General features: G+C 38.9%; 19 protein-coding genes. 7 read left to right on the top strand and 12 right to left on the bottom strand.

Annotated elements, in window-relative coordinates; genetic code table 11:
* Positions 1-10 precede the first annotated feature (10 nt).
* From PCY70_RS09265 to PCY70_RS09245, 5 genes are read right to left on the bottom strand one after another with little or no spacing between them, the layout of a single operon-like run.
* Positions 11-706 (bottom strand): FadR/GntR family transcriptional regulator, encoded by a 696-nt coding sequence (locus tag PCY70_RS09265; protein ID WP_010167150.1) that lies wholly within the window; start codon positions 704-706, stop codon positions 11-13.
* A 21-nt stretch (positions 707-727) separates the two neighbouring features.
* Positions 728-2,626 (bottom strand): glycoside hydrolase family 127 protein, encoded by a 1,899-nt coding sequence (locus PCY70_RS09260; protein ID WP_305767131.1) that lies wholly within the window; start codon positions 2,624-2,626, stop codon positions 728-730.
* A gap of 57 nt (positions 2,627-2,683) precedes the next feature.
* Entirely contained in the window at positions 2,684-4,006 is a 1,323-nt protein-coding gene (locus tag PCY70_RS09255; protein ID WP_305767130.1) for an ABC transporter substrate-binding protein, read from the bottom strand.
* A gap of 27 nt (positions 4,007-4,033) precedes the next feature.
* On the bottom strand, positions 4,034-4,678 hold the full coding sequence (locus tag PCY70_RS09250; protein ID WP_305767129.1) for a bifunctional 4-hydroxy-2-oxoglutarate aldolase/2-dehydro-3-deoxy-phosphogluconate aldolase: 645 nt from the start codon (positions 4,676-4,678) through the stop codon (positions 4,034-4,036).
* An 18-nt stretch (positions 4,679-4,696) separates the two neighbouring features.
* Positions 4,697-5,839: a mandelate racemase/muconate lactonizing enzyme family protein gene (locus tag PCY70_RS09245; protein ID WP_305767128.1), complete on the bottom strand. Its 1,143-nt coding sequence runs from the start codon at positions 5,837-5,839 to the stop codon at positions 4,697-4,699.
* A gap of 314 nt (positions 5,840-6,153) precedes the next feature.
* Here PCY70_RS09245 and PCY70_RS09240 point away from each other — a divergent pair, with 314 nt between their 5' ends.
* From PCY70_RS09240 to PCY70_RS09215, 6 genes are all read left to right on the top strand, one after another.
* On the top strand, positions 6,154-7,602 hold the full coding sequence (locus PCY70_RS09240; protein ID WP_305767127.1) for a sulfatase family protein: 1,449 nt from the start codon (positions 6,154-6,156) through the stop codon (positions 7,600-7,602).
* Complete coding sequence (locus PCY70_RS09235) at positions 7,603-8,991, top strand: sulfatase family protein (protein WP_305767126.1); 1,389 nt, start codon at positions 7,603-7,605, stop codon at positions 8,989-8,991.
* A gap of 23 nt (positions 8,992-9,014) precedes the next feature.
* On the top strand, positions 9,015-9,968 hold the full coding sequence (locus PCY70_RS09230; RefSeq protein WP_305767125.1) for a 2-dehydro-3-deoxygalactonokinase: 954 nt from the start codon (positions 9,015-9,017) through the stop codon (positions 9,966-9,968).
* 213 nt (positions 9,969-10,181) lie between these two features.
* On the top strand, positions 10,182-11,813 hold the full coding sequence (locus tag PCY70_RS09225) for a putative manganese-dependent inorganic diphosphatase (RefSeq protein ID WP_305767124.1): 1,632 nt from the start codon (positions 10,182-10,184) through the stop codon (positions 11,811-11,813).
* 36 nt (positions 11,814-11,849) lie between these two features.
* On the top strand, positions 11,850-12,320 hold the full coding sequence (locus tag PCY70_RS09220; protein WP_010167133.1) for a PTS sugar transporter subunit IIA: 471 nt from the start codon (positions 11,850-11,852) through the stop codon (positions 12,318-12,320).
* Positions 12,321-12,399: 79 nt separating this feature from the next.
* On the top strand, positions 12,400-12,933 hold the full coding sequence (locus PCY70_RS09215) for a DJ-1 family glyoxalase III (protein WP_010167131.1): 534 nt from the start codon (positions 12,400-12,402) through the stop codon (positions 12,931-12,933).
* A 57-nt stretch (positions 12,934-12,990) separates the two neighbouring features.
* Here the strand turns inward: PCY70_RS09215 and nagA are convergent, their stop codons facing one another.
* From nagA to PCY70_RS09180, 7 genes are all read right to left on the bottom strand, one after another.
* Positions 12,991-14,127, bottom strand: a complete 1,137-nt coding sequence (gene nagA / locus PCY70_RS09210) for an N-acetylglucosamine-6-phosphate deacetylase (protein WP_305767123.1) — start codon at positions 14,125-14,127, stop codon at positions 12,991-12,993.
* On the bottom strand, positions 14,128-15,180 hold the full coding sequence (gene selD, locus PCY70_RS09205; RefSeq protein WP_305767122.1) for a selenide, water dikinase SelD: 1,053 nt from the start codon (positions 15,178-15,180) through the stop codon (positions 14,128-14,130).
* A gap of 18 nt (positions 15,181-15,198) precedes the next feature.
* A complete protein-coding gene (locus tag PCY70_RS09200; RefSeq protein WP_305767121.1) occupies positions 15,199-16,158 on the bottom strand; it encodes a hypothetical protein in 960 nt (319 codons plus the stop codon).
* 770 nt (positions 16,159-16,928) lie between these two features.
* Positions 16,929-17,795, bottom strand: a complete 867-nt coding sequence (gene ylqF / locus PCY70_RS09195; protein ID WP_305767120.1) for a ribosome biogenesis GTPase YlqF — start codon at positions 17,793-17,795, stop codon at positions 16,929-16,931.
* 49 nt (positions 17,796-17,844) lie between these two features.
* Positions 17,845-18,195, bottom strand: coding sequence for a 50S ribosomal protein L19 (gene rplS / locus PCY70_RS09190; RefSeq protein WP_305767119.1), 351 nt, complete (start codon positions 18,193-18,195; stop codon positions 17,845-17,847).
* A 145-nt stretch (positions 18,196-18,340) separates the two neighbouring features.
* Positions 18,341-18,931, bottom strand: coding sequence for a DUF1349 domain-containing protein (locus PCY70_RS09185; RefSeq protein WP_305767118.1), 591 nt, complete (start codon positions 18,929-18,931; stop codon positions 18,341-18,343).
* Between the two features lie 17 nt (positions 18,932-18,948).
* Positions 18,949-19,395, bottom strand: coding sequence for a GNAT family N-acetyltransferase (locus tag PCY70_RS09180; protein WP_305767117.1), 447 nt, complete (start codon positions 19,393-19,395; stop codon positions 18,949-18,951).
* Between the two features lie 85 nt (positions 19,396-19,480).
* On the opposite strand from PCY70_RS09180, the gene PCY70_RS09175 reads away from it, so the two are divergent.
* On the top strand, positions 19,481-20,068 hold the full coding sequence (locus tag PCY70_RS09175; protein ID WP_010168095.1) for a DUF1349 domain-containing protein: 588 nt from the start codon (positions 19,481-19,483) through the stop codon (positions 20,066-20,068).
* Positions 20,069-20,091: the final 23 nt, after the last annotated feature.

Below are 20,091 nucleotides of genomic sequence, written 5' to 3'. Positions count from 1 at the left end.
CATTTATATTTTAGTTGTTTGCTGCCCTAAATATTTTATTACCTTGTGCGGCCCGAAGATGCTCTGTCATTGCATCACGCGCTTTTTCGCCGTCTCGCTCCTTAATGGCGAAGTAAATTTTTCTGTGATAATGAAATCGTTGCTCTATTGGAGAAACATCTTGCGAATGTATAATGATCAAATCTTCCATTACGTTAGAATACGCATTTACCAGACTTGCAAATACCTGATTTTGAGATATCTGTGCCAACTTAATATGAAAATTTAAATCTGCAGTATAATAAGCATCATCCATTTTTTCGGCTGTCTCCATCAAAAAAAGATAGTCATTGAGCTCCTTTAAATCTGCAGTGCTTCTAAGCTTTGCCGCACGTTCTGCACCATATGGCTCGAGCAACCTTCTAATTTCGAACAGGTCCTCGAGCACATTACTTTGCTTTGCAATCATATCTGAAATCGACATCGACACTACATTTATGCTATTGTCCACAATTTTTAAACCTTTGCCATGAATCCTAGACAAAAATCCTCGCACTTCTAAGCTACGCACAGCTTCTCTAACTGTTGCTCGAGACAACTCCAAATCCTTTGCGAGCTGCCCCTCACTTGGCAAAAATCCATTTTCATTATACTGTCCATCTATAATCAACTTTTTGATATATTCCTGTGCAATATCTACAGATGTCATTTTCTTGGCTTTCTTCATTTTACATCTCCTTTTCCATTATTACGCTTTCGCAAACCAAATATTCATATCGCACAACTCTCTGTTTGCCCACGCATAATACGGTATCATTTTTAATGTTGTATCCTCGCCCTGCGTTTTCACCTCATAATACAAATCCGACTGTTGCTCAATATGCTTTGCCATAACTTCTAATGTTACAACTCCTCCTAGCAGGTCTTTCTCATATGTTGCCGTTACTGGCTTATCCACATATAAATACATTTCATCTAGGCTATACTGATTATCTACGCCTTCTGCTGCATAAACTACAGGCCCTCTCATAACGCAAACCATTCCACGATCGCTTTCTACATGCGGATTTGCTTGCATAAACTTAACTCGCATAGGCAATTCAATATTTAATATATCTCCAGAATTTACCACTGCTTCAAAGTATCCAGCTGTTACCGCATCACCATTTACTGCGGGCGCATCACACCAAGCCGGTATGCGAATCTTAATCTTTTGGTTAGTTGCTCTTGTAACTTCAATTACAATTTTTTCTTCATACGGATAGTTTGTTGTCATCTTTATATCCAGATGCTCATCTTGATAGTCGCAGCTCGTGAACATATTGACATATAACGCATCGTCGCCTTTTCCATAGACCCATCTGCCAATCCCGGCTATCGTTCGTAATAGTTGTGGAGGGCAACACCAACAAGTATACGTATGCCATCTTCGAGATGATTTATGCTTATACTGTGCCCATTCTCCAGGAATCGGTTCATCTTTTTTAAACGTCAGCGGATTTGAATAAAAGTATCTTGTCAGCTCTAGGTTTGATCCCGAGATTCCTGCGTTATACATAATTCTTTCTGCCATATCCCCATACTTGGTATCTTCTGTAACTTGTAACATTCTCAACGCCCACATGGCTGCACCGATATTAGCGCAGGTTTCGTTATACGCAATTTTGTTTGGCAGCTCGTATGCTGTTCCATGAGATTCGTGAGTTAGGCTTCCTCTTTCTGAATGCCCCACAAACGTTGCGTTGGTTCCACCGGTAATATAAATTCGCTTGGAGATTAGGTCGGTATATATTCTTTCTAATGCTACCAAAAGCTCTGCCTCGCCAGTGATCGCATAAACCTCTGTGGCCCCACTATATAAATAAGAAGAAGTTACCGCATGCCCAGTCGCCATAGTCTCTTTTCGCAGAGGTACCAACGATTGATTTTGATCTGTTGCAAAGTTTCCAGCCTTCTTAACTTTTCCGGTTGGATCAGCTCGTATACCATCTTTTTCCATTTCACCGCTCATTCCACGCATATTCACAAAGATTTCTGCCAATTGATATTGCTTTTCAATACCAGTGACATGATACAAGTCGCACAACCCCATAATCTGGCTAGGATTAAAGCCAAAGTTGAGAAGCTCTTTAGGGTACGATTTAAATACTTCATACAAATAGTCTGCTAACTTATTTGCAACACCGATTAATAAGTCATCGCCAAATGCATCGAGATACGCGACTGCAAATGTAAATAGGTGCCCCATATTATATAGCTCGTGAAAGCCATAGCGTTCCCATCTGCCTTTATCTGTTAGCGTGATTTGTGTACAAATGTATCCATCTTCCTCTTGCGAGCGAGCAATCAAATCTGCATACTTCGCAACCAAATCTTTAACTTTCTCATCTTTAGTTGTTTGATAAATATAGCAACATCCTTCTAAAAATTTGTAGCAATCTCCGTCAGACCAATGCGCACCAAAGAATTTTTCATCAGACTCGCCCGCTGCTATTGCAAAGTTAATTAACCTCGCCGAATTGGTTGGATTTAATAACGCATCCATCATACTGTCGATAATTTCTTCATAGTTTTCGGTACGCTTACCCCAAAAGCCATCTGTTAATTTACTATTATTTAAACTTGCAAATTCAAATTTTTTGGCCATTTTATATTCTCCTTTTATTGAGGCTCTCCACATTTTGAAGAGCCAAATTATTAATTGCTATTTAGGGGCCACAATTCCCGGCACTCCATTAACTTTATCCAATTCCGCTTGCCATACGGCATTAATAGCTTCAACCGATTCTACCGGTGTCAACCCATTAATGTAAATTTTATTTATGAACAAATTGGTATTCACCGCAGCTCCGATAACAGTACTGTAGTCAACCTTGGCAACGCCTGGTTCTCTTGCCAGAGCGAGCGTTTCGTCTACTGCACGGTCGTCGCGGTAGTTTGCGTACGATGCCAGTCTCCAAGCATCTGGGTCGTCATATTCTGGAGGAAGTGCCATCCACATCTTAAGCGCAAACGCAATGTCTTCCGCTTCTGCTTTTGAGTATGTGTTTGGAATCACCCAGGCGCTATCTTGCGTAAATACTACATGCTCGGTGGCATTAGGCCCCTTCGGAAACAACACCACGCCATAATCATCGTCCATATTTTTAATAGTCGCAGTTTCCCAGTCGTCCGCAATTACCATTGCAGCTTGTGCGTTAATAAACATTGCTGTTTGACCTTTCCAATTTGTGGGAAATATCTCATAATTTTTTTGCGCATATGCAGCTGCCCACTCGAGCGCTTCCATAGTTTCTGGCGATGAAAGGTTGTTATAAAACATGTCATCTTCGTTCTTTTCAACAAAACTGCCGCCATTAGATAATACTGCCATTGAGAAAAATTTTGCATGATCAAAGACCATTGCATGTACGTCGGTTAAACCATCGTTATCGATATCTCTCGTAAGCTTTTGCGAAATTTCTTCGAATGCTTCCCAAGTCCATTCGCCGCTTGCTTGAAGATCGTATGGCAAGTTTGGATCTAACCCCGCTTCTTCAAATAGCCTCTTATTAAAGAACAATAATCTTCTTGGCGCAAAGGTGGTAAATACTCCATATACACTGTCGTCTCTGGTCATCATTTCCTCAGTGGTATCAAGCCACATAGGATTTTCGATGTCTATGCTATCTAACGTTGCTAAATCGTAGCACAAGCCGCTGTTCATTGCTGCGATAGTAAAACGCGGATCCATTCTAAAGATTTCTGCTGCGGGGTTGCCAGACAGGCTTGATGTCGCAAAGAGTTCTAGCATCGTATCCCAAGTTCCCAATCCCTTTTGCTCAAAAGTAAAGTTATGCGTATCCATCAACTCATGACGATATTCCCATAACACCTCTTCGTAGGTGGTAAACTTTTCGTCTGGTTCCACGATATTATTATAGTTTGCAATGGTTATTGTTTTTCCACCGAGGTCGCGATCTGCTGCAAACGCGTTAGAGCTAAAACCCAAAGATAATGCCAATAAAATAAATAAATGCTTCTTCATAAAAATTCCCCCTTATGAATAATTTCATTAACAATTTGCTATATATTCTTTTGCAAGGGCCGTTAATTTTTTAAAATCCTTGTTTGCAATTGCTTTTAGATCTACCAAATTTCCGCCAACGCCAACACCCTTGATGCCTGTTTTTAGATAATCTGCTACGTTTTCTGAATTAATCCCTCCCACTGCCAAAAATGGAATATGATTTAGCGGAGCGCAAACCGACTTGATATAGCCAATTCCGAGATCTCCGGCTGGAAACAACTTTACAAAGTCGGCACCAGCTTCAAATGCAGCTTGAGATTCTGTTGGAGTTAATGCTCCAGGAATCGATACTGCCCCCAAGTTATTTGTAGTATGAATGACTGCAATGTTTGTATTGGGCGAGATAAAATACTTTGCACCAGCTTCAAATGCGGCAGTTGCCTGTTCGGGATTCATTACGGTTCCTGCGCCAATGCAAATTTGATCGCCATATTTTTCATTGACCATCTTTATAAGTGTTGCCGTATTTTTTAGAGTATTTGGATCTTTCTGATTAAACGTAATCTCTAACAATTTAATGCCGCCTTCTGCGAGAGCCCCAGCCGTTGCGACAATATCTGATTCAGCCACCCCTCGAACTATTGCAATAATTTTGTGCTCTAAGATAGAATCAATTACATTTTGCTTCATTGCTAATATCACTCCTTATTATACTTGGTATTTGGTTAAAATTTCGCGGTTGATCTCTATTCCAAGCCCCGGTTTATCTGGAACATATATATAGCCGTCCTCATATTTAATGGTATCGTTTATCAGCTCTTTTCTAAATGGGTGATCAGATTGGTCAAACTCCAAAAAAATTTCGGAGGGCTCATAGCTCATAGGCGTATTTGGCAATGATGCAATAAAATGTAGTGCTGCAGCCAATCCCACTCCACTACCCCAGGCATGTGGCATTATTGTTGTATTATATGCCCCCGCAATGGCAGCCATTTTCTTGCATTCTGTAAATCCACCACTAGAGCAAACGTCTGGTTGATATATATCTAGAGCCCCTGCGCTAAGCCAATTCTTGATAGAGATTTTCCCAAAGATTTCTTCTCCTGCTGCGATAAACGAAGAGGTTAGATTTCTAATTGCCTTATAGCCTTCCATATCTTCTGGGCTTATTGGTTCTTCATAAAAATAAATCTTCTCCGGCTCTAGTTCCAAAATTATTTTTCTAGCATCAGCTTGTGAATACGCCGCATTAAAATCTGCCATTAACATAATGTCGTGCCCCACCGCTTTTCTCACAGCTCTGATATATTCGATATCTTTTTCGGGTGTAAATCCAACTTTAAGTTTCATTCCTTTAAAGCCGAGCTCCTTATACTTCAGTGCTTCTTCCACAGCATCTTGTGGATAAACCCCATCTGCCTTGCGATAAAAACCCGTTGCGTATGCTAGCAATTTATTTCTAAATGTACCTCCCAAAAGTTTAGAGACAGGCATTCCCAAAATTTTGCCTTTGAGATCCCATATTGCTATATCCAAACCGCTCAATGCGTTGACTGCAATTCCAAGCTGTCCAAACGGTCGTGATTTATTATAGAGAGTCTCCCATATTACTTCGGAATCAAAAGGATCTTTTCCGATTACCTCTTCTTTGTAGCAATGTTCGATGAAAGCTGCAGCCAAATGTGGAGATTGTTGCCCATGACATAAGCATTCTCCAAATCCAGCATTGCCGTTATCATCGACGACCTCCACAATAACCGAACTCCTCTTGTCAACCCATCCTTGTGAAAATTTAAACGGAACCTCCAGCTTTGCGGATATTTTGTGTACATAAACATCTTTTATTTTCATGATATCACCTTTTCTATTATTATGTATGTAAGTTATCTGATATGTAATAACAGTGTATCATGCTTTTGGCATAAATGAAATTCCTAATACTTACTAAAATTTTATTGTAATCATCGGCATTTTTACCAAATTTTACATTAAGTTTGTCAATTTATGCCATGATCATTGGTAATCTCTAAAAATATATTGGTAGTTCTAGATATTGACAATGTGTTGTACAATAAAAATGTAGTTACCAAATTTTGAGAATAGTTTATCCGGTGCTACAAAGTTTGTAATATAAAGACATACAGAAATATATTTAGGAGGTCATAATGAAAAAACCGAATATTTTATTTGCAATTGCCGATGACGCATCTCACTTCGGAGCATATGGACATAAACTAGTAAACACTCCTGTAGTTGATGCCCTCGCTGCCGAAGGTATTTTGTTTAATAATGCATTCACCGTAAATCCGAAATGTGCGCCATCACGTGCGTCAATTTTAACCGGAAAATTAACTTGGCAATTAGAATCGGGATGCACTCATTTTTGTGAATTTCCTACAGGACAAATACTCTTTCCTGACCTATTAGAAGACAACGGCTACCACATAGGGTATACGGGCAAAGGCTGGGGACCTGGCGATTTTACAGTTTCAGGATACACACGCAATCCAGCAGGAGTCGAATATAATACAAAAACATTGACACCACCAGCAGGAAGCAATATTTCGAAAATTGATTACGCAGCAAACTTCAAAGTATTTATGGACGCTAAAACAGCAGATCAACCATTCTATTTTTGGTATGGCGGCTTCGAACCGCATCGAAAATATAATGAAGGCGAAGGCATACTCCATGGCAAAGATCCTACTGACGTTAAAGTTCCGATATACCTTCCTGATAACGACCGCGTTCGAGGCGACTTTTGCGACTACGCATTCGAGATAGATTGGTTTGATCTGCAGCTGGGCAAAATCGTAGACTACTTAAAAGAAATCGGCGAATATGATAACACTATTATTGTAGTGACATCGGACAATGGTTGCCCATTCCCACGTGTTAAGGGACAAATGTATGAAGACGACTTGCGATTACCTCTAATTATCACTTGGAAAAATGGCACAGCAGGCGGCAGAGTTGTTGATGACTTAGTTAGTTTTATCGATTTTGCACCAACATTTGCTCAGGCAGCTGGAGTTAAAAAACCAGAATCGTTTTGTGGCAAAAGTCTATTTGACATATTTGAGTCTAACAACAGCGGCGTAATAAATTCTACAAGAGACCGCGTATTTATGGGGCGCGAAAGGCATGACATGGGGCGCGTTAACGATACCGGATACCCCGTTCGATGCATCAGAACTCCTCAGTATTTATATATTCACAACTACCACCCGTTTGCAGCACCTGCCGGAAATGCCGAGACAGGATATCCAAATTGTGATCCATCTCCTAGTAAGGAAGAAATTTTACTGTTACATGCCAAAAACAACAACATCTATTACAACCTATCGTTTGGCTTGCGTCCCGAAGAGCAGTTATTTGACATCAAAGTAGATTCCGCGTGCATGGAAAATTTAGCCTATGAAGAATCATTTGCAGAGATTAAAACCGCGCTTCGCAGGGAGTTGGATGCACAACTTATTGCCACAAACGACCCTCGCTCAAATGGAAACGGCGATATTTTTGATAGCTATGCATACGTCGGAAAGGCTCCACACGCATGGTTTAGACTAGAAGACAAGTACAAAGAATGGCTCAGTAAAGAAAGGAATAAATAAATGAGACGACCTAACATTTTATTTTTGATGACTGATGAACAAAAATTTGATACTTTTGGTTTTGTCAACTCAGTTCTCAAAACTCCAAATCTAGATAAATTAATTTCAAACAGCGTATTTTTTAACAATGCCTACTGTTCAAACCCATCTTGCGTACCATCTCGCGCAGCAATAGTAACCGGCAAATATCCAACAGCTTGTCAGTGCCCAACATACATCTCGACGCTTCCCAAAGACGAAGTAACCTTTATGGCCAAATTACAAGAAGCCGGATACTATACAGCAGTTGTTGGAAAGCAACACTTCGATGCAAGCGAAATTTACAAAGGCTATGATTACGAATGTATCGTCGATGGACACTCTCAAACTGCACCTTATGAAAACATCGTGGCTTTTGCAGAATATCTCAAGGAAAAGGGCGTATACAAAGTTAAGCAAGTGGGCGAAAAATTGATTTGCGGTAGCGAATGGACTGGTGATATCGAAAACCACATTGACTATTTTATCGGTGAAAAGGGTCGCGAATGGCTCGCAAATCACATAGACACCACCAAAGCCGATGCAAAACCTTGGTTTATGACACTTAGTTTTCCAGGACCGCATCAGCCATACGACTGCGAAGGAACCGCATATGCCGATAACTATAATTTAGCAGATATGACACTCGAAGAATCAAAAGTTGCCGACTTAGAAACAAAGCCGCCACATTATAAACATCTCAATCCTAGAGCATATATTGATCAGTATGATGAAGAACTTTATCGAAGGACCAAGCGTTCATACTACGCCAATATGTCTTTAATAGATGAAAAAATTGGTGAGGTAATTGCTATGCTAAAAGAAAAAGATGAATACGACAATACACTAATCATTTTTTCTACAGACCACGGTGATTTTATGGGAGATTTTGGATTAGTGACCAAGGCTCAATACCTAAGCGAAGGCTTAATGCACGTTCCATTATTTGTAAAGCCCCCAATTAAGGATTTTCAGGGCTTTAGAACAAATGACCTAGTAACAAATATAGACATAGCTTCAACCTGTCTTACCGCTGCAAAGGCCCCCGAAAAAATTACAGAACATATGGAAAACCATCCTTATAACGATTACTGGGAAAAAGATACTGTTTCCGCAAGAGATTACGTATATATGGAAGCCCATGATATCAAGGGAGTCATAAGAGATGGCATCAAAACATTATATTATGTAGAAAGAGATTATGGAGAGCTTTATGATTTAAATACGGATCCTGCCGAGCGAATTAATTTGTGGGATGATCCAAAATATCAAACTGCTAAAATGGCCGGAATGGCAAAGATCATCGATAAGATGTTTTGGCTATCTCCAAAAAGTTCAATGCAATGGAATGTAAACGCACCTAAAATTTAATATCTGCTAATATGGAGGATGTAATGTATATAACAATTGATACCGGAACCACAAATACTCGCGTACGTCTATTTGATGATAACTTGAATATAGTTGAGGTTAAAAAAAGTAATGTAGGCGTTAAAAACACAGCCATTACAGGCAGCAATGCGCAACTAAAAAAATCTATTAAACAATCAATATCCACCCTCTTACAGAACAATAGTAATCCCGAAATTGACGGAGTAATAGCAACAGGGATGATCACATCCTCTCTGGGATTATATGAAATACCTCATCTAACAGTGCCCGTTTCTAAAGATGCACTAAAGGCCGCTGCAGTCACAGTATTGATGGAAGATGTGTGCGATATGCCAATCACTTTTATTACCGGAGTAAAAAACCGATACGATGAAGATAACTCAGAATCAATGGATATAATGCGTGGTGAAGAAATAGAAACGTTTGCCATATTGGAAGAATTACCAAAAGATATACCGTATTTATTGGTGCTTCCTGGATCTCATAGTAAATTTGTAAGTGTTAATGAACTCGGAGAAATTACTGGCAGTCTAACAACCCTCACTGGCGAATTAATCGAAGTAATTACTAGCAATACTATAATTTCAGAATCAGTTGATAAAAAATTTGTTGAAACATATATGAAAGATTTTGTTTTGAGAGGATACAACGCGGCCAAAAAAGTCGGTAATTCGCGAGCAGCATTTTTGTGTAGAATTAATAATCTATTTTGTAATTTTTCGCACCAAGAGGTGGCTAACTTTTTGCTAGGCATAGTTTTGCAAGGCGATATCACGGCTCTTATGAACTCTTCTGCAATCGAATTTTCACCAGACTATCAAATCGTCGTTGCAGGCAAATACGCATTAAAGCAAGGGCTAATCGATATTTTAACAGAAGAGGGATATGCAGCAAAAAGTTTTGAATCTCATCATGAAGATGACTTATCGGGATTTGGTGCTGTCTTAATGGCATAAAAAATAATTATGGCGACTTCTGATAGACTATTCGAAGGGCGCCATTTTTTCTGCTTATTTTTTGAAACTATTGATTTATCTTGATATTTCACGTATACTACCAGTTAGTAGATATATCAAATTCAAAATTTTTTAAATAAAAAATGTATAAAATACTAAAAAAATACATCTTCTATAGGTGTGATTAAATTTAATTTCGAAAGGGCACTATTTATGAATAAAAAAACCTATGTGTTTGGACATCAGAATCCCGATACCGATTCAATTTGTTCAGCAATAGCATATGCATATTATAAAAGATGTTTGGGAGATACTAATGTAGTTGCAGCAAGATTGGGCGCATTGAATCGCGAAAGTAACTTTGCGTTAAATAAATTTAATATCAAGCCCCCTATAATAGTTCATCATATAAAGCCTCAAGTTTTAGATATGAATTATTATAAAGTACGGCCAGTTTATACCGGCGATTCTGTCAAAAAGGCTTGGACAGTAATGGGAGAATCTGGAAAGGGGATTGTTCCTGTATTGCACCAAGACCATTCACTTGCAGGTGTCGTAACTTTAACTGATATTGCGAAGTCATATCTTGAACTTACCGAAAACACAGTGCTTCGCGAAACTCGAACTCCATTTGTAAACATATTAAGCGTATTAAATGGAAAAATTATTTACGGAGAATATCCTGAGCCATATGTTCAAGGAGATATATACACTATTGCCGAAATTCAAGATGATAGTAAGTTAAATAATACGGACATAATTTTGACTGGCAATAATCCTAGATTGATAGAAGAAGCTGTTAACACAGGAGCCGGATGCGTAATTGTAACAGGAGTTGATATTGAGCATATAAATGTATTAATTCCCAAAAATGCCACATGTGCCATTGTGTGTGTACCAGATTGCTTTTCTACAGTAATCAAAATGATAAATCAAAGTACACCAATCAAAAATATTATGGGAAAAAACGAATTGATCTTTTTTGAAACCGAAGATACAATCGATGAAGTTAAAGAAATCATGCTAAAAAGTAGCTTTAGACATTTTCCTATTTTAAACAAAGATGCCGAAGTCGCAGGGCTAATTTCTAAACGCCATATTTTGGACATTCAAAAGAAGAAAGTGATCCTTGTTGATCATAACGAAAACTCACAAAGTGCTTTGGGCATTGATCAAGCTGAAATTTTAGAGATAATTGATCATCACAGAGTAGCTAATATTGATACCCAAGCTCCAGTTTTTCTGCGGGTCGAACCCGTAGGATGTACTTGTACTATTATTGCAAAGATGTTTAATGAAGCAAACATCATGCCTCCACGCGAAATTGCAGGGCTAATGCTCAGCGCCATATTATCCGATACATTGTGTTTTAAATCACCAACTTGTACTCCAGAAGATATCAAGGTGGCAAATCGACTCGCCAAAATAGCAGAAGTCGATATTATGGCCTACGGCGAAGAACTTATTTCCATCGGAGGAGCATTGGACAAAATTCCTATTAGCGAAATTTTGGAAGGAGATGTAAAAACTTTTTCACTTGGTGAATACAAAACGCTAATTTCTCAAGTAAATACAACCAGTCTAAAAAGTTTAGAAAAAATACAGCATAATTTAGTTCAAGAAATGAATGCAATTCAACTAAAAAATCAAGTAGATCTAGTCATTTTAATAGTGACAGACATTCTTCTGGGTGGTTCCGAAATTATAGCAGTAGGCCCGCAAAAAAAATTGGCCGAAAAAGCATTTGGAATCGCACCAGACAAAAATAGTGTATATCTAGAAGATGTATGTTCTCGGAAAAAACAAATTATTCCGCAACTTACAACAGCTATTCAAAATATATAAGATATACCAATAAAAAATCAAATTTGGAGGTTGACTATGGGATTGTTTAATAAGCAAAAAGGATTGTTAGCACCTGTGAGTGGACAATGTATATCGCTTACAGATGTTGATGATACAGTATTTTCGACTTTAATGCTTGGAGACGGAATTGCTATTGAGCCTACAGAAGGAGTTGTTGTGGCACCAGCAGATGGAACAGTTGAACTGGTTATGAACGAATCTGAACACACCGTGGGGCTTAAGCTGAGAAATGATGTCGAGGTTTTAATTCATGTTGGAGTTAACACAGCAGATCTAAAAGGCAAGGGATTTAAATGCTTAGTACGTACTGGTGATAAAGTAAAGTCAGGAATGCCATTAATCGAATTTGATAAAAAAATTATAGAAGATAACGGATATAAAGCCACTACAATATTTATAATTTCCGACAAACACGATCAATCGATTAAGTTTAAAAATGAAACCGATATCGTAACTGCAGGAAAAGACATAGTCTTAGATTTATAAATTAATTTTATAAATTGAGTGTATAACTTAACCATTTATGGAGATAATAAATCTATTATATATACAAGGAGGATGTTGTATGAAAGTAGGGATAGTATTTCCAGATGGTTTCGAGGAAATTGAAGGACTTGCTGTTGTAGATATTTTGCGACGTGGGCAAGCAGATGTTACAATGATTGGTCTAACAGATAGTACAGTTTCTAGCGCACAAAAAATCCAGGTTATTATGGATGCGACAGTAGAGTCTGTAAATTTCGATGACTTTGATATGATTGTAATGCCAGGAGGAGCCGGTGCTGAAAACTATTTGCCTTGCGAAAAATTAAAGAATGCCATCGCGGCATTTTTAGGGAATAACAACAAATTCGTTGGTGCAATTTGCGCCGCACCAAACATATTGGGTAGATGGGGTTTGCTAAACCACCGCAGTGTTACTGTATATCCAACTATAGAAGTGGCAGGAGCTGATATTAGAAGACAAAAGGTTGTAGTTGACGGAAATTTAATAACTGGAGCGGGACCGGGGGCTTCTATGGAATTCGGATATGCGTTATTATCCAAAATGGCTGATGAAGAAACTGTTAAAATACTTAAAGAAAAAATGATTGTTTAGTTCTATGCGAATATTTAAGCTATTACACTTTTGGTTGGTGTAATAGCCTTTTTTAGCCTAATATATAACATTACCTTTGCAGATGGTTCTGGCAATATTTACCACATTGTCAAAAATGACTATATCCGCGTCTTTGCCTGGCTCCAAGCTGCCCTTGAAGTTATCGACACCTATAAGCTTGGCAGGATTAGTGGTCACAAAATTGATCGCTGTTTCTATGGTAAAATTTGAATTAGAAATTATATTATACAAAGCTTTATTCAATTTTAATACGCTCCCTGCTAATGCGCCGCTCTCTAGCCTTGCACTGCCGCCGGACACAATCACTTTTTGTCCTCCCAACGAATACTCGCCATCTACACATCCTCCGGCGCTTATCGAATCAGTGATTAAAATCAGTTTATCTGGAGATTTCAGCTTTGATATTAATTCAAACAAGGCCGGATCTACATGAACACAATCGCAAATCATTTCGCAAAATATATTCGTGATCATCGCGGCTCCAACTACTCCAGGGTCTCTATGATGTAGTGGGCTCATTGCGTTAAACAGATGCGTTGCGCTGGAGATCCCCGCATTTATTCCTGCTATTGCCTCGGTGAATGTTGCCGCCGTATGCCCCATCGATATTGCAACATCCGCTTTGATTGCATTGATCAAATCTATAGCTCCGTCAACTTCGGGAGCCACCGATACCAATTTTATTATATCTATATATTTTTTAATAAATTCTGCATCTGATACCGTTGGATTCACTATATAATCTGGATTTTGTGCACCCATATATTTCAAGTTAAAGTACGGTCCTTCTAGATGAGCACCCAAAACTTCTGCCCCGCTACTTTGAGTTTTACGCACTTCTTGGATTGCATTCAATGCTCTCTCAATTGCAGCTTTGGGCATACTCATAGTTGTTGGCAAAAAGGCTGTTACCCCGTTCGCTGCAATACCCTCGGCTATCTTTGTTATCGCTTGCCCTGTCCCGTCCATCGTATCAAATCCGGCATAGCCATGAATATGGATGTCTATAAATCCTGCAGAAATATATTTTCCCTTCGCATCTATTCCCACCAAATTTCGCAATGTCGCCGAGTCCGCTTCCACAATTTTCTCAATCTTATCAGAAAATATTATTGCCTTGTTATGAAGTACTTTGCCCTTAAACAAAATCTTGCCATTATATATATATTGCACTTACACTCTCTCCGTTTCCACAACGATTTTATCACCTGCGACAATTTCGCCAACTATATTACATGGCAATCCCAGCTTTTTGAACTCTGCCAACGCTTCTTGTGCATCTGCTGGATTTATACTAATCAACAATCCTCCCGAAGTTTGCGGATCAAAAAGTACTTCTGTAAACGACGCTTCTATATTACAAAATTTAATTTTGTCGCCCACAAAATTTCGGTTCCGTTGCGCAGCCGCTGTAATAAAAAATTCATCTGCTAACACCTGCGCTTCTTCTATATAAGGCACGTCCGCGGCATAGATCTGTGCGCCAAATTCTGTTCCTATCATTTCTGTTAGATGACCCAAAAATCCAAACCCTGTTACATCTGTCATCGCATTCGTTCGGTATCTCTTTGCCACGTCTGCTGCATACTTATTTAATGTGGTCATAGATTTTATCGCTTTCTCAATAGCTAAATCTACCAAATCTTGTAATTTTTGATCTTTTATCATATGCCTTGTGTTATAGGCAGTACACGATATACCCACTCCCAACGGCTTGGTTAAAATTAATTTGTCTCCCATTTTGGGCGTATTATTTTGAAATATTTTATCTGGATGAATTACTCCCATTACCGAAAGGCCATATTTCACTGTATCATCAAATATCGAATGCCCACCCGATAAAACTCCTCCCGCTTCCGTTACTTTTTCGTTTCCGCCTTGTAAAATTTTCCCCAAAATGTTTAGGTCCATCTTCTCTGGAAATCCCACTATATTCAGCGCTGTCTTCACCTCTCCACCCATTGCATATATATCGGATAGCGCATTTGTTGCAGCTATTTGCCCAAAGATATACGGGTCTTCTATCATCGGCGGAAAAAAGTCTAGCGTCTGTACTATGGCTATATCATCAGAAACTTTGTATACTGCCGCATCATCTGCGCTTTCAAATCCCACCAATAAATTGGGGTCACTCTTCTTTTCTAGTTTTGCCAATATGGTCTTAAGTGCTTGCGGCCCCAATTTTGCTGTGCATCCGCCACCCTTACAAAATATCACGTCTTCCATACAATCACCTCATTAATATTAAACTCTAAAATCAAAATTTGATAGCATTGCCGTCGTCTCTTTTTTCAATTCTTTCTGTTCCATCGAATCTATCCGCAAATTACTTGTCACAAATCCAGCTTCTTCTACTACTTTCATAAAGCTCCCTGCATATGAGGTTAAATAGCTTTTGATGTGGTCGTTTTCTACATAGATTTGAATATCTAGTTGCTTATCAAATTTATGTATATGAAATTCCAGATGCTCCAAAGAGTCCATATCTAAGGCCACCACAATATATAACCCGCCTTTGTGCCGTCCGCCACCGCCCGATTTTTCTTCAAAAAAATGTACTGTCCCTTTTTCTATTTGGCTATGCAGTAATGGTGAGATAAATTCAAAATTTGCCTGCTCTAATTTATTTATCACTTCTACTTGCTCTTTTATTACATCCAGCTGCTCTCGTGGCACTGCTCTATTTGCTTCATCCAATTCCTCAACAACTTCTTCTATCACATCAACTAGCTCATTTAAATCTCGTACAGCATCATCGAGCTTTATGTCGGCAAAGCTTTCAACTTCGGTTCCAAACAACAACTCTTTTACCGCATCACTTAATGTTGCATCGCCGTTGGCCGCATTAGTCGCCGCGTTGGCCGCAGTTGTAGTTGGTCGCCGCATTAGCCGAGTGGCAGTGGTCGCCGCATTGGCTGAGTGCAGTGGTCGCCGCATTAGCCGCAGTTGTAGTGGTCGCCGCATTAGCCGCAGTTGTAGTGGTCGCCGCATTGGCCGCAGTTGTAGTGGTCGCCGCATTAGCCGCAGTGGCAGTGGTCGCCGCATTAGCCGAGTTGTAGTGGTCGCCGCATTAGCCGCAGTTGTAGTGGTCGCCGCATTGGCCGCAGTTGTAGTGGTCGCCGCATTGGCCGCAGTTGTAGTGGTCGCCGCATTGGCCGCAGTTGTAGTGGTCGCCGCATTAGCCGAGTGCAGTGGTCGCCGCATTGGCCGAGTTGCAGTGGTCGCCGCATTAGCCGGAGTGGCAGTGGTCGCCGCATTAGCCGGAGTTGTAGTGGTCGCCGCATTGGCCGGAGTGCAGTGGTCGCCGCATTGGCCGGAGTGGCAGTGGTCGCCGCATTATTGGTTGGCAAATTTAATTTGTTCGCTAAAAATTCTAATACTTTCTGATTTGGTAACAACTCAATTAAATCTGATATATTCTGCGCCAACGGCAATGTACCATTTTGTTGTAGATTTTTTGCGATCTCCAGTTGTCCAGAAGTAAGGTTTAACGATTTTTCAGCTAAATTTGTTATCGTCTGCGCGGGAAGATCAAATGTCTTTACCGCGAAATTCGCCTTAATTAAATCTTGCCTATCCAGAGGCAGCGACTTTGACATAAATAAGCTTATTAACTCTTTCATTTGCGGCGTATCTGGAAGCTGTAAATTTCGCACTAGATTATCCATAATTATCGATTTTTGCGTAGCAGGCGAAAGCTTTAAAATTATTTCTCCTGCAGCATTTTTAAAGGCCGAAAAAGTCATGGCTTTGCCCATTGGCACATCAGCTTGTAATTTCACTTCTATCTTTTCGCCATTAGCTAGCTCTAGTAAGGTTTTGCCATTCTCGCGAGAAACACTTCCTTCGATTTGACCATCTTTCAAATTGTTCTCGATTGCCTTTGATGTTGATACTTGAGTTTTTTGAGAAATAGATGACGACTTATAATTAGTTATTTTCATAGAGTTCCCCCTCATTCAACAAAATAGCTTTTACTTTATTTTAGATTCTAACACTGGTCTTTCCAAACTTATATTGCCTATCCTTTGGCTTCTAAAATCATCAATAATAATCTTCGCAGCTCTCGTTTCGTCCACTTCTCCTTTTTGAGCGAGAACGCCACGTTTTTTTCCAATTTCTATTAAAATTTCATGATCATTTAAGTCTTCGATATTTGCAATTGCGTATCTCTTAAAAAATATATCTCCAAATTTTTCTCTTGCTAATCCTATAAAATTTATAGCAAGGTCCTGTATATTTAGAATTGAATCATTTATAGAGCCCAAATAAGCAAGTTTTTTGGCAATCTCTTGATCATCAAATTTGGGCCATAATATACCTGGCATATCTAAAAGCTCCACTCCTTTTTTCATTTTTATCCATTGTTTTCCTTTTGTTACCCCTGGCTTATCACCAGTTTTTGCTGCACCCTTACCCACCAACGAATTAATAAAAGTCGACTTGCCTACATTTGGAATACCCACCACCATAGCTCTAATTGGGCGATATATTCGGCCACGCTTTAAATCTCTTTCTATTTTTTCTTTTAGTAGTTCTCGTGCCGCTTCTGTTACTTCTTTAATTCCTTGACCTGTGGTAGACGTTACCGGAATTACTTTTGTGTTTTCGTTTTCATAATACTTTATCCACTCTTTTGTAATGGCCGGGTTTGCGAGGTCGGCTTTGTTAAGCATCAGAATTTTGGGTTTGTTCTTCGCAAACTTATCGATATCAGGATTTTTGGTGCTTTTAGGTGCTCTCGCATCAAGTAGCTCTATTATAACGTCTACTAATTTTATATTTTCTTCTATTAATCGTTTTGTTTTGGTCATATGACCAGGATACCATTGTATGTTCATTATATTTCCCTTTGCTAATAAAAAAGGGACTCTAATAAGCCCCTGGTGTTTATCTTACTAATTCTTTAACTTTTGCACGTTTACCCACACGCTCACGTAAGTAGTTTAGTTTAGCACGTCTAACTTTACCTCGTCTTATAACTTCTATTCTCTCTACGTTTGGCGAATGTAGTGCCCACATTTTTTCGACCCCAACACCATAAGACATCCTTCTGACTGTAAATGTCTCGTGAATTCCACCGTTTTGACGTTTCAATACAACGCCTTCAAACATTTGGATACGTTCTCTTTGACCCTCTTTAATTCTCGCATATACACGAACAGAGTCTCCTACTTTAAATTCTGGCACATCTTTCTTTAGTTGTGCGTTTTCAATTTCAGCAATTATTGCATTTTTCATAATTTTTCTCCTTTATCATAAATGTTCATAGAAAAAACTTTCCAGCGGAGCATTCGTCAAATAACTAGGCCATTATAGCATGCCTTCGAATTGTATGCAACGCCCTATTTAGTTTTTTTTCGATATTTTTTAAACTTTTTTTTCATTAATCTGGTTTTTGTCCATCATGAGGCATCCAAATACAATCTAAAATTTCCATATTTGTAAATGTTGCCCTAAACGAAGATTCTTCTGGACTCGCTGCGTATATCCCAAATCGAATTATTTCTGCGACGTTAAACATATGAAAGATACGCATCTGCGAAAAGTTTATACCGTCTTTAGAACATTCGATGCGAAAATCGTTTTCTCGCCTACTTAATCGGTACCACATCGAAGTAATGTTAGCGGCAATTTCTGTTGTTGCCCAATCTGAATATCCATTGTTTGTTACAACACTTCCTAAATGCCCAAACTGATCATTTTCCTTTTCTATAGAAGCCTTAAACCAATTATCACAATCCAAATACATAGCAATGCCGCACTGGTCATACCGATGCTTGCTATCAAACTGCGTCTTTACCACAAACGAAAAATATTGCTTATCTGTCGACATTTGCAGAATTGGTGCCGTATCATTTCTAAAGTGATAAAAAGTTCTCTGCCATAGATCCGTATGCGGTTGCGTCACGATTTCCACTCTATCTTCTGATATAACAAAATCTTTTGGGGCATTGGTCCATTCAAAATGTTTCATACAAAATTCCTTCCTATTTATAATGTTCTTTTTAGATATATCATATCCACCAGTTGTATTCCATTTTCATAAATCGGATGATCATAATTATCTACAAAAAAATTTTTCGCTACATGTGATCTAGTAAAGCCGCACTTTTCATAAAATGGAATAGTCAATCGACTCTCACCAGTTCCCACTATAATCTCCGCAAAGTCATCTGCATATGCGTTCGCGAGATATTCTATCATAGCATAACCGTAACCGCAACGCTGAAACTCCGGTACTGTTGCAATATTTTTTATTTCGAGAGTAGCCGTTTTGCCCTTAACTACTGCAACTACGCAAATAGTTCGCAAAACTTTTTCATCATATAGCGCATACATAGTCCCGTTTTCTAAATATCTGTCAATCATACTTTCTTGCTCATCTGCCAAAAGCAATAGCTCCAAAAATTGTTTTTTATTTTTCACTTCTTTTATCATAGTAATATTATAACCTCGATTTACTAAAAAATACTTTTTTGGAGAAACTATTCTTATTACACCATCTGTAAAGGAGATGATTTTAATGAAAATGAAATTCTTAAATTCTGCAAACGGATCACAAAAAGTGCATAAATCTGGAAAAATTACTCTTACCGCCGCTGCAGAGACAGACTTCTTTGTTGGATACGATACCAATACAGATTCTGTTATTCGAAGAGGCAACGCACCTTTTTTGTTCCAAGAAATTACTGGAGATTTTGTAATAACTGTAAAAGTCGAAGTGGATTTTACCTACACCTACGATTCTGGAGTTTTGATGCTAATGAGCGATGAAAATTTATGGGCAAAGGTGTGTTTTGAACAAACTGATTTTGCCACTATTGCCGTTGTGAGTGTAGTTACCGAAAACTTTTCTGATGATGCCAACGGCTGTAACATCCGTCAAAAATATGTGTATCTCAAGGCCGTGCGAGTAAAAAATAATATCTCATTTCATTATTCATTAGATGGAGAGGTTTACAACATGGTTAGGCTTTTTAACATCCCCTTTAACAAAACCATCTACGCAGGTCTGGCGTGTCAATCTCCCGTTGGAAAGGGCACCACTGCAACGTTTGATGACCTGGAAATCAAAGCAATTACAGTGAACAATATTCGAACCGGACAATAAGCTTCAAAAAATTATTTGTCAAC

Source organism: Candidatus Epulonipiscium viviparus, assembly GCF_030708075.1.
Classification (GTDB): Bacteria; Bacillota; Clostridia; order Lachnospirales; family Cellulosilyticaceae; genus Epulonipiscioides; species Epulonipiscioides viviparus.
The sequence above is the reverse complement of the archived record's forward strand: the minus strand, read 5'-3'. Positions and strand labels throughout refer to the sequence as shown.

Coding starts and splice junctions, on each gene's coding strand:
- PCY70_RS09185 (WP_305767118.1), bottom strand. CDS start 18,931: ATGAAACATTTTGAATGGACCAATGCCCCAAAAGATTTTGTTATATCA.
- PCY70_RS09220 (WP_010167133.1), top strand. CDS start 11,850: ATGGGATTGTTTAATAAGCAAAAAGGATTGTTAGCACCTGTGAGTGGA.
- PCY70_RS09245 (WP_305767128.1), bottom strand. CDS start 5,839: ATGAAAATAAAAGATGTTTATGTACACAAAATATCCGCAAAGCTGGAG.
- ylqF (WP_305767120.1), bottom strand. CDS start 17,795: ATGAACATACAATGGTATCCTGGTCATATGACCAAAACAAAACGATTA.
- PCY70_RS09180 (WP_305767117.1), bottom strand. CDS start 19,395: ATGATAAAAGAAGTGAAAAATAAAAAACAATTTTTGGAGCTATTGCTT.
- PCY70_RS09250 (WP_305767129.1), bottom strand. CDS start 4,678: ATGAAGCAAAATGTAATTGATTCTATCTTAGAGCACAAAATTATTGCA.
- selD (WP_305767122.1), bottom strand. CDS start 15,180: ATGGAAGACGTGATATTTTGTAAGGGTGGCGGATGCACAGCAAAATTG.
- PCY70_RS09255 (WP_305767130.1), bottom strand. CDS start 4,006: ATGAAGAAGCATTTATTTATTTTATTGGCATTATCTTTGGGTTTTAGC.
- PCY70_RS09230 (WP_305767125.1), top strand. CDS start 9,015: ATGTATATAACAATTGATACCGGAACCACAAATACTCGCGTACGTCTA.
- PCY70_RS09260 (WP_305767131.1), bottom strand. CDS start 2,626: ATGGCCAAAAAATTTGAATTTGCAAGTTTAAATAATAGTAAATTAACA.
- PCY70_RS09240 (WP_305767127.1), top strand. CDS start 6,154: ATGAAAAAACCGAATATTTTATTTGCAATTGCCGATGACGCATCTCAC.
- PCY70_RS09265 (WP_010167150.1), bottom strand. CDS start 706: ATGAAGAAAGCCAAGAAAATGACATCTGTAGATATTGCACAGGAATAT.
- PCY70_RS09225 (WP_305767124.1), top strand. CDS start 10,182: ATGAATAAAAAAACCTATGTGTTTGGACATCAGAATCCCGATACCGAT.
- PCY70_RS09175 (WP_010168095.1), top strand. CDS start 19,481: ATGAAAATGAAATTCTTAAATTCTGCAAACGGATCACAAAAAGTGCAT.
- PCY70_RS09215 (WP_010167131.1), top strand. CDS start 12,400: ATGAAAGTAGGGATAGTATTTCCAGATGGTTTCGAGGAAATTGAAGGA.
- PCY70_RS09235 (WP_305767126.1), top strand. CDS start 7,603: ATGAGACGACCTAACATTTTATTTTTGATGACTGATGAACAAAAATTT.
- rplS (WP_305767119.1), bottom strand. CDS start 18,195: ATGAAAAATGCAATAATTGCTGAAATTGAAAACGCACAACTAAAGAAA.
- PCY70_RS09200 (WP_305767121.1), bottom strand. CDS start 16,158: ATGCGGCGACCACTGCACTCGGCTAATGCGGCGACCACTACAACTGCG.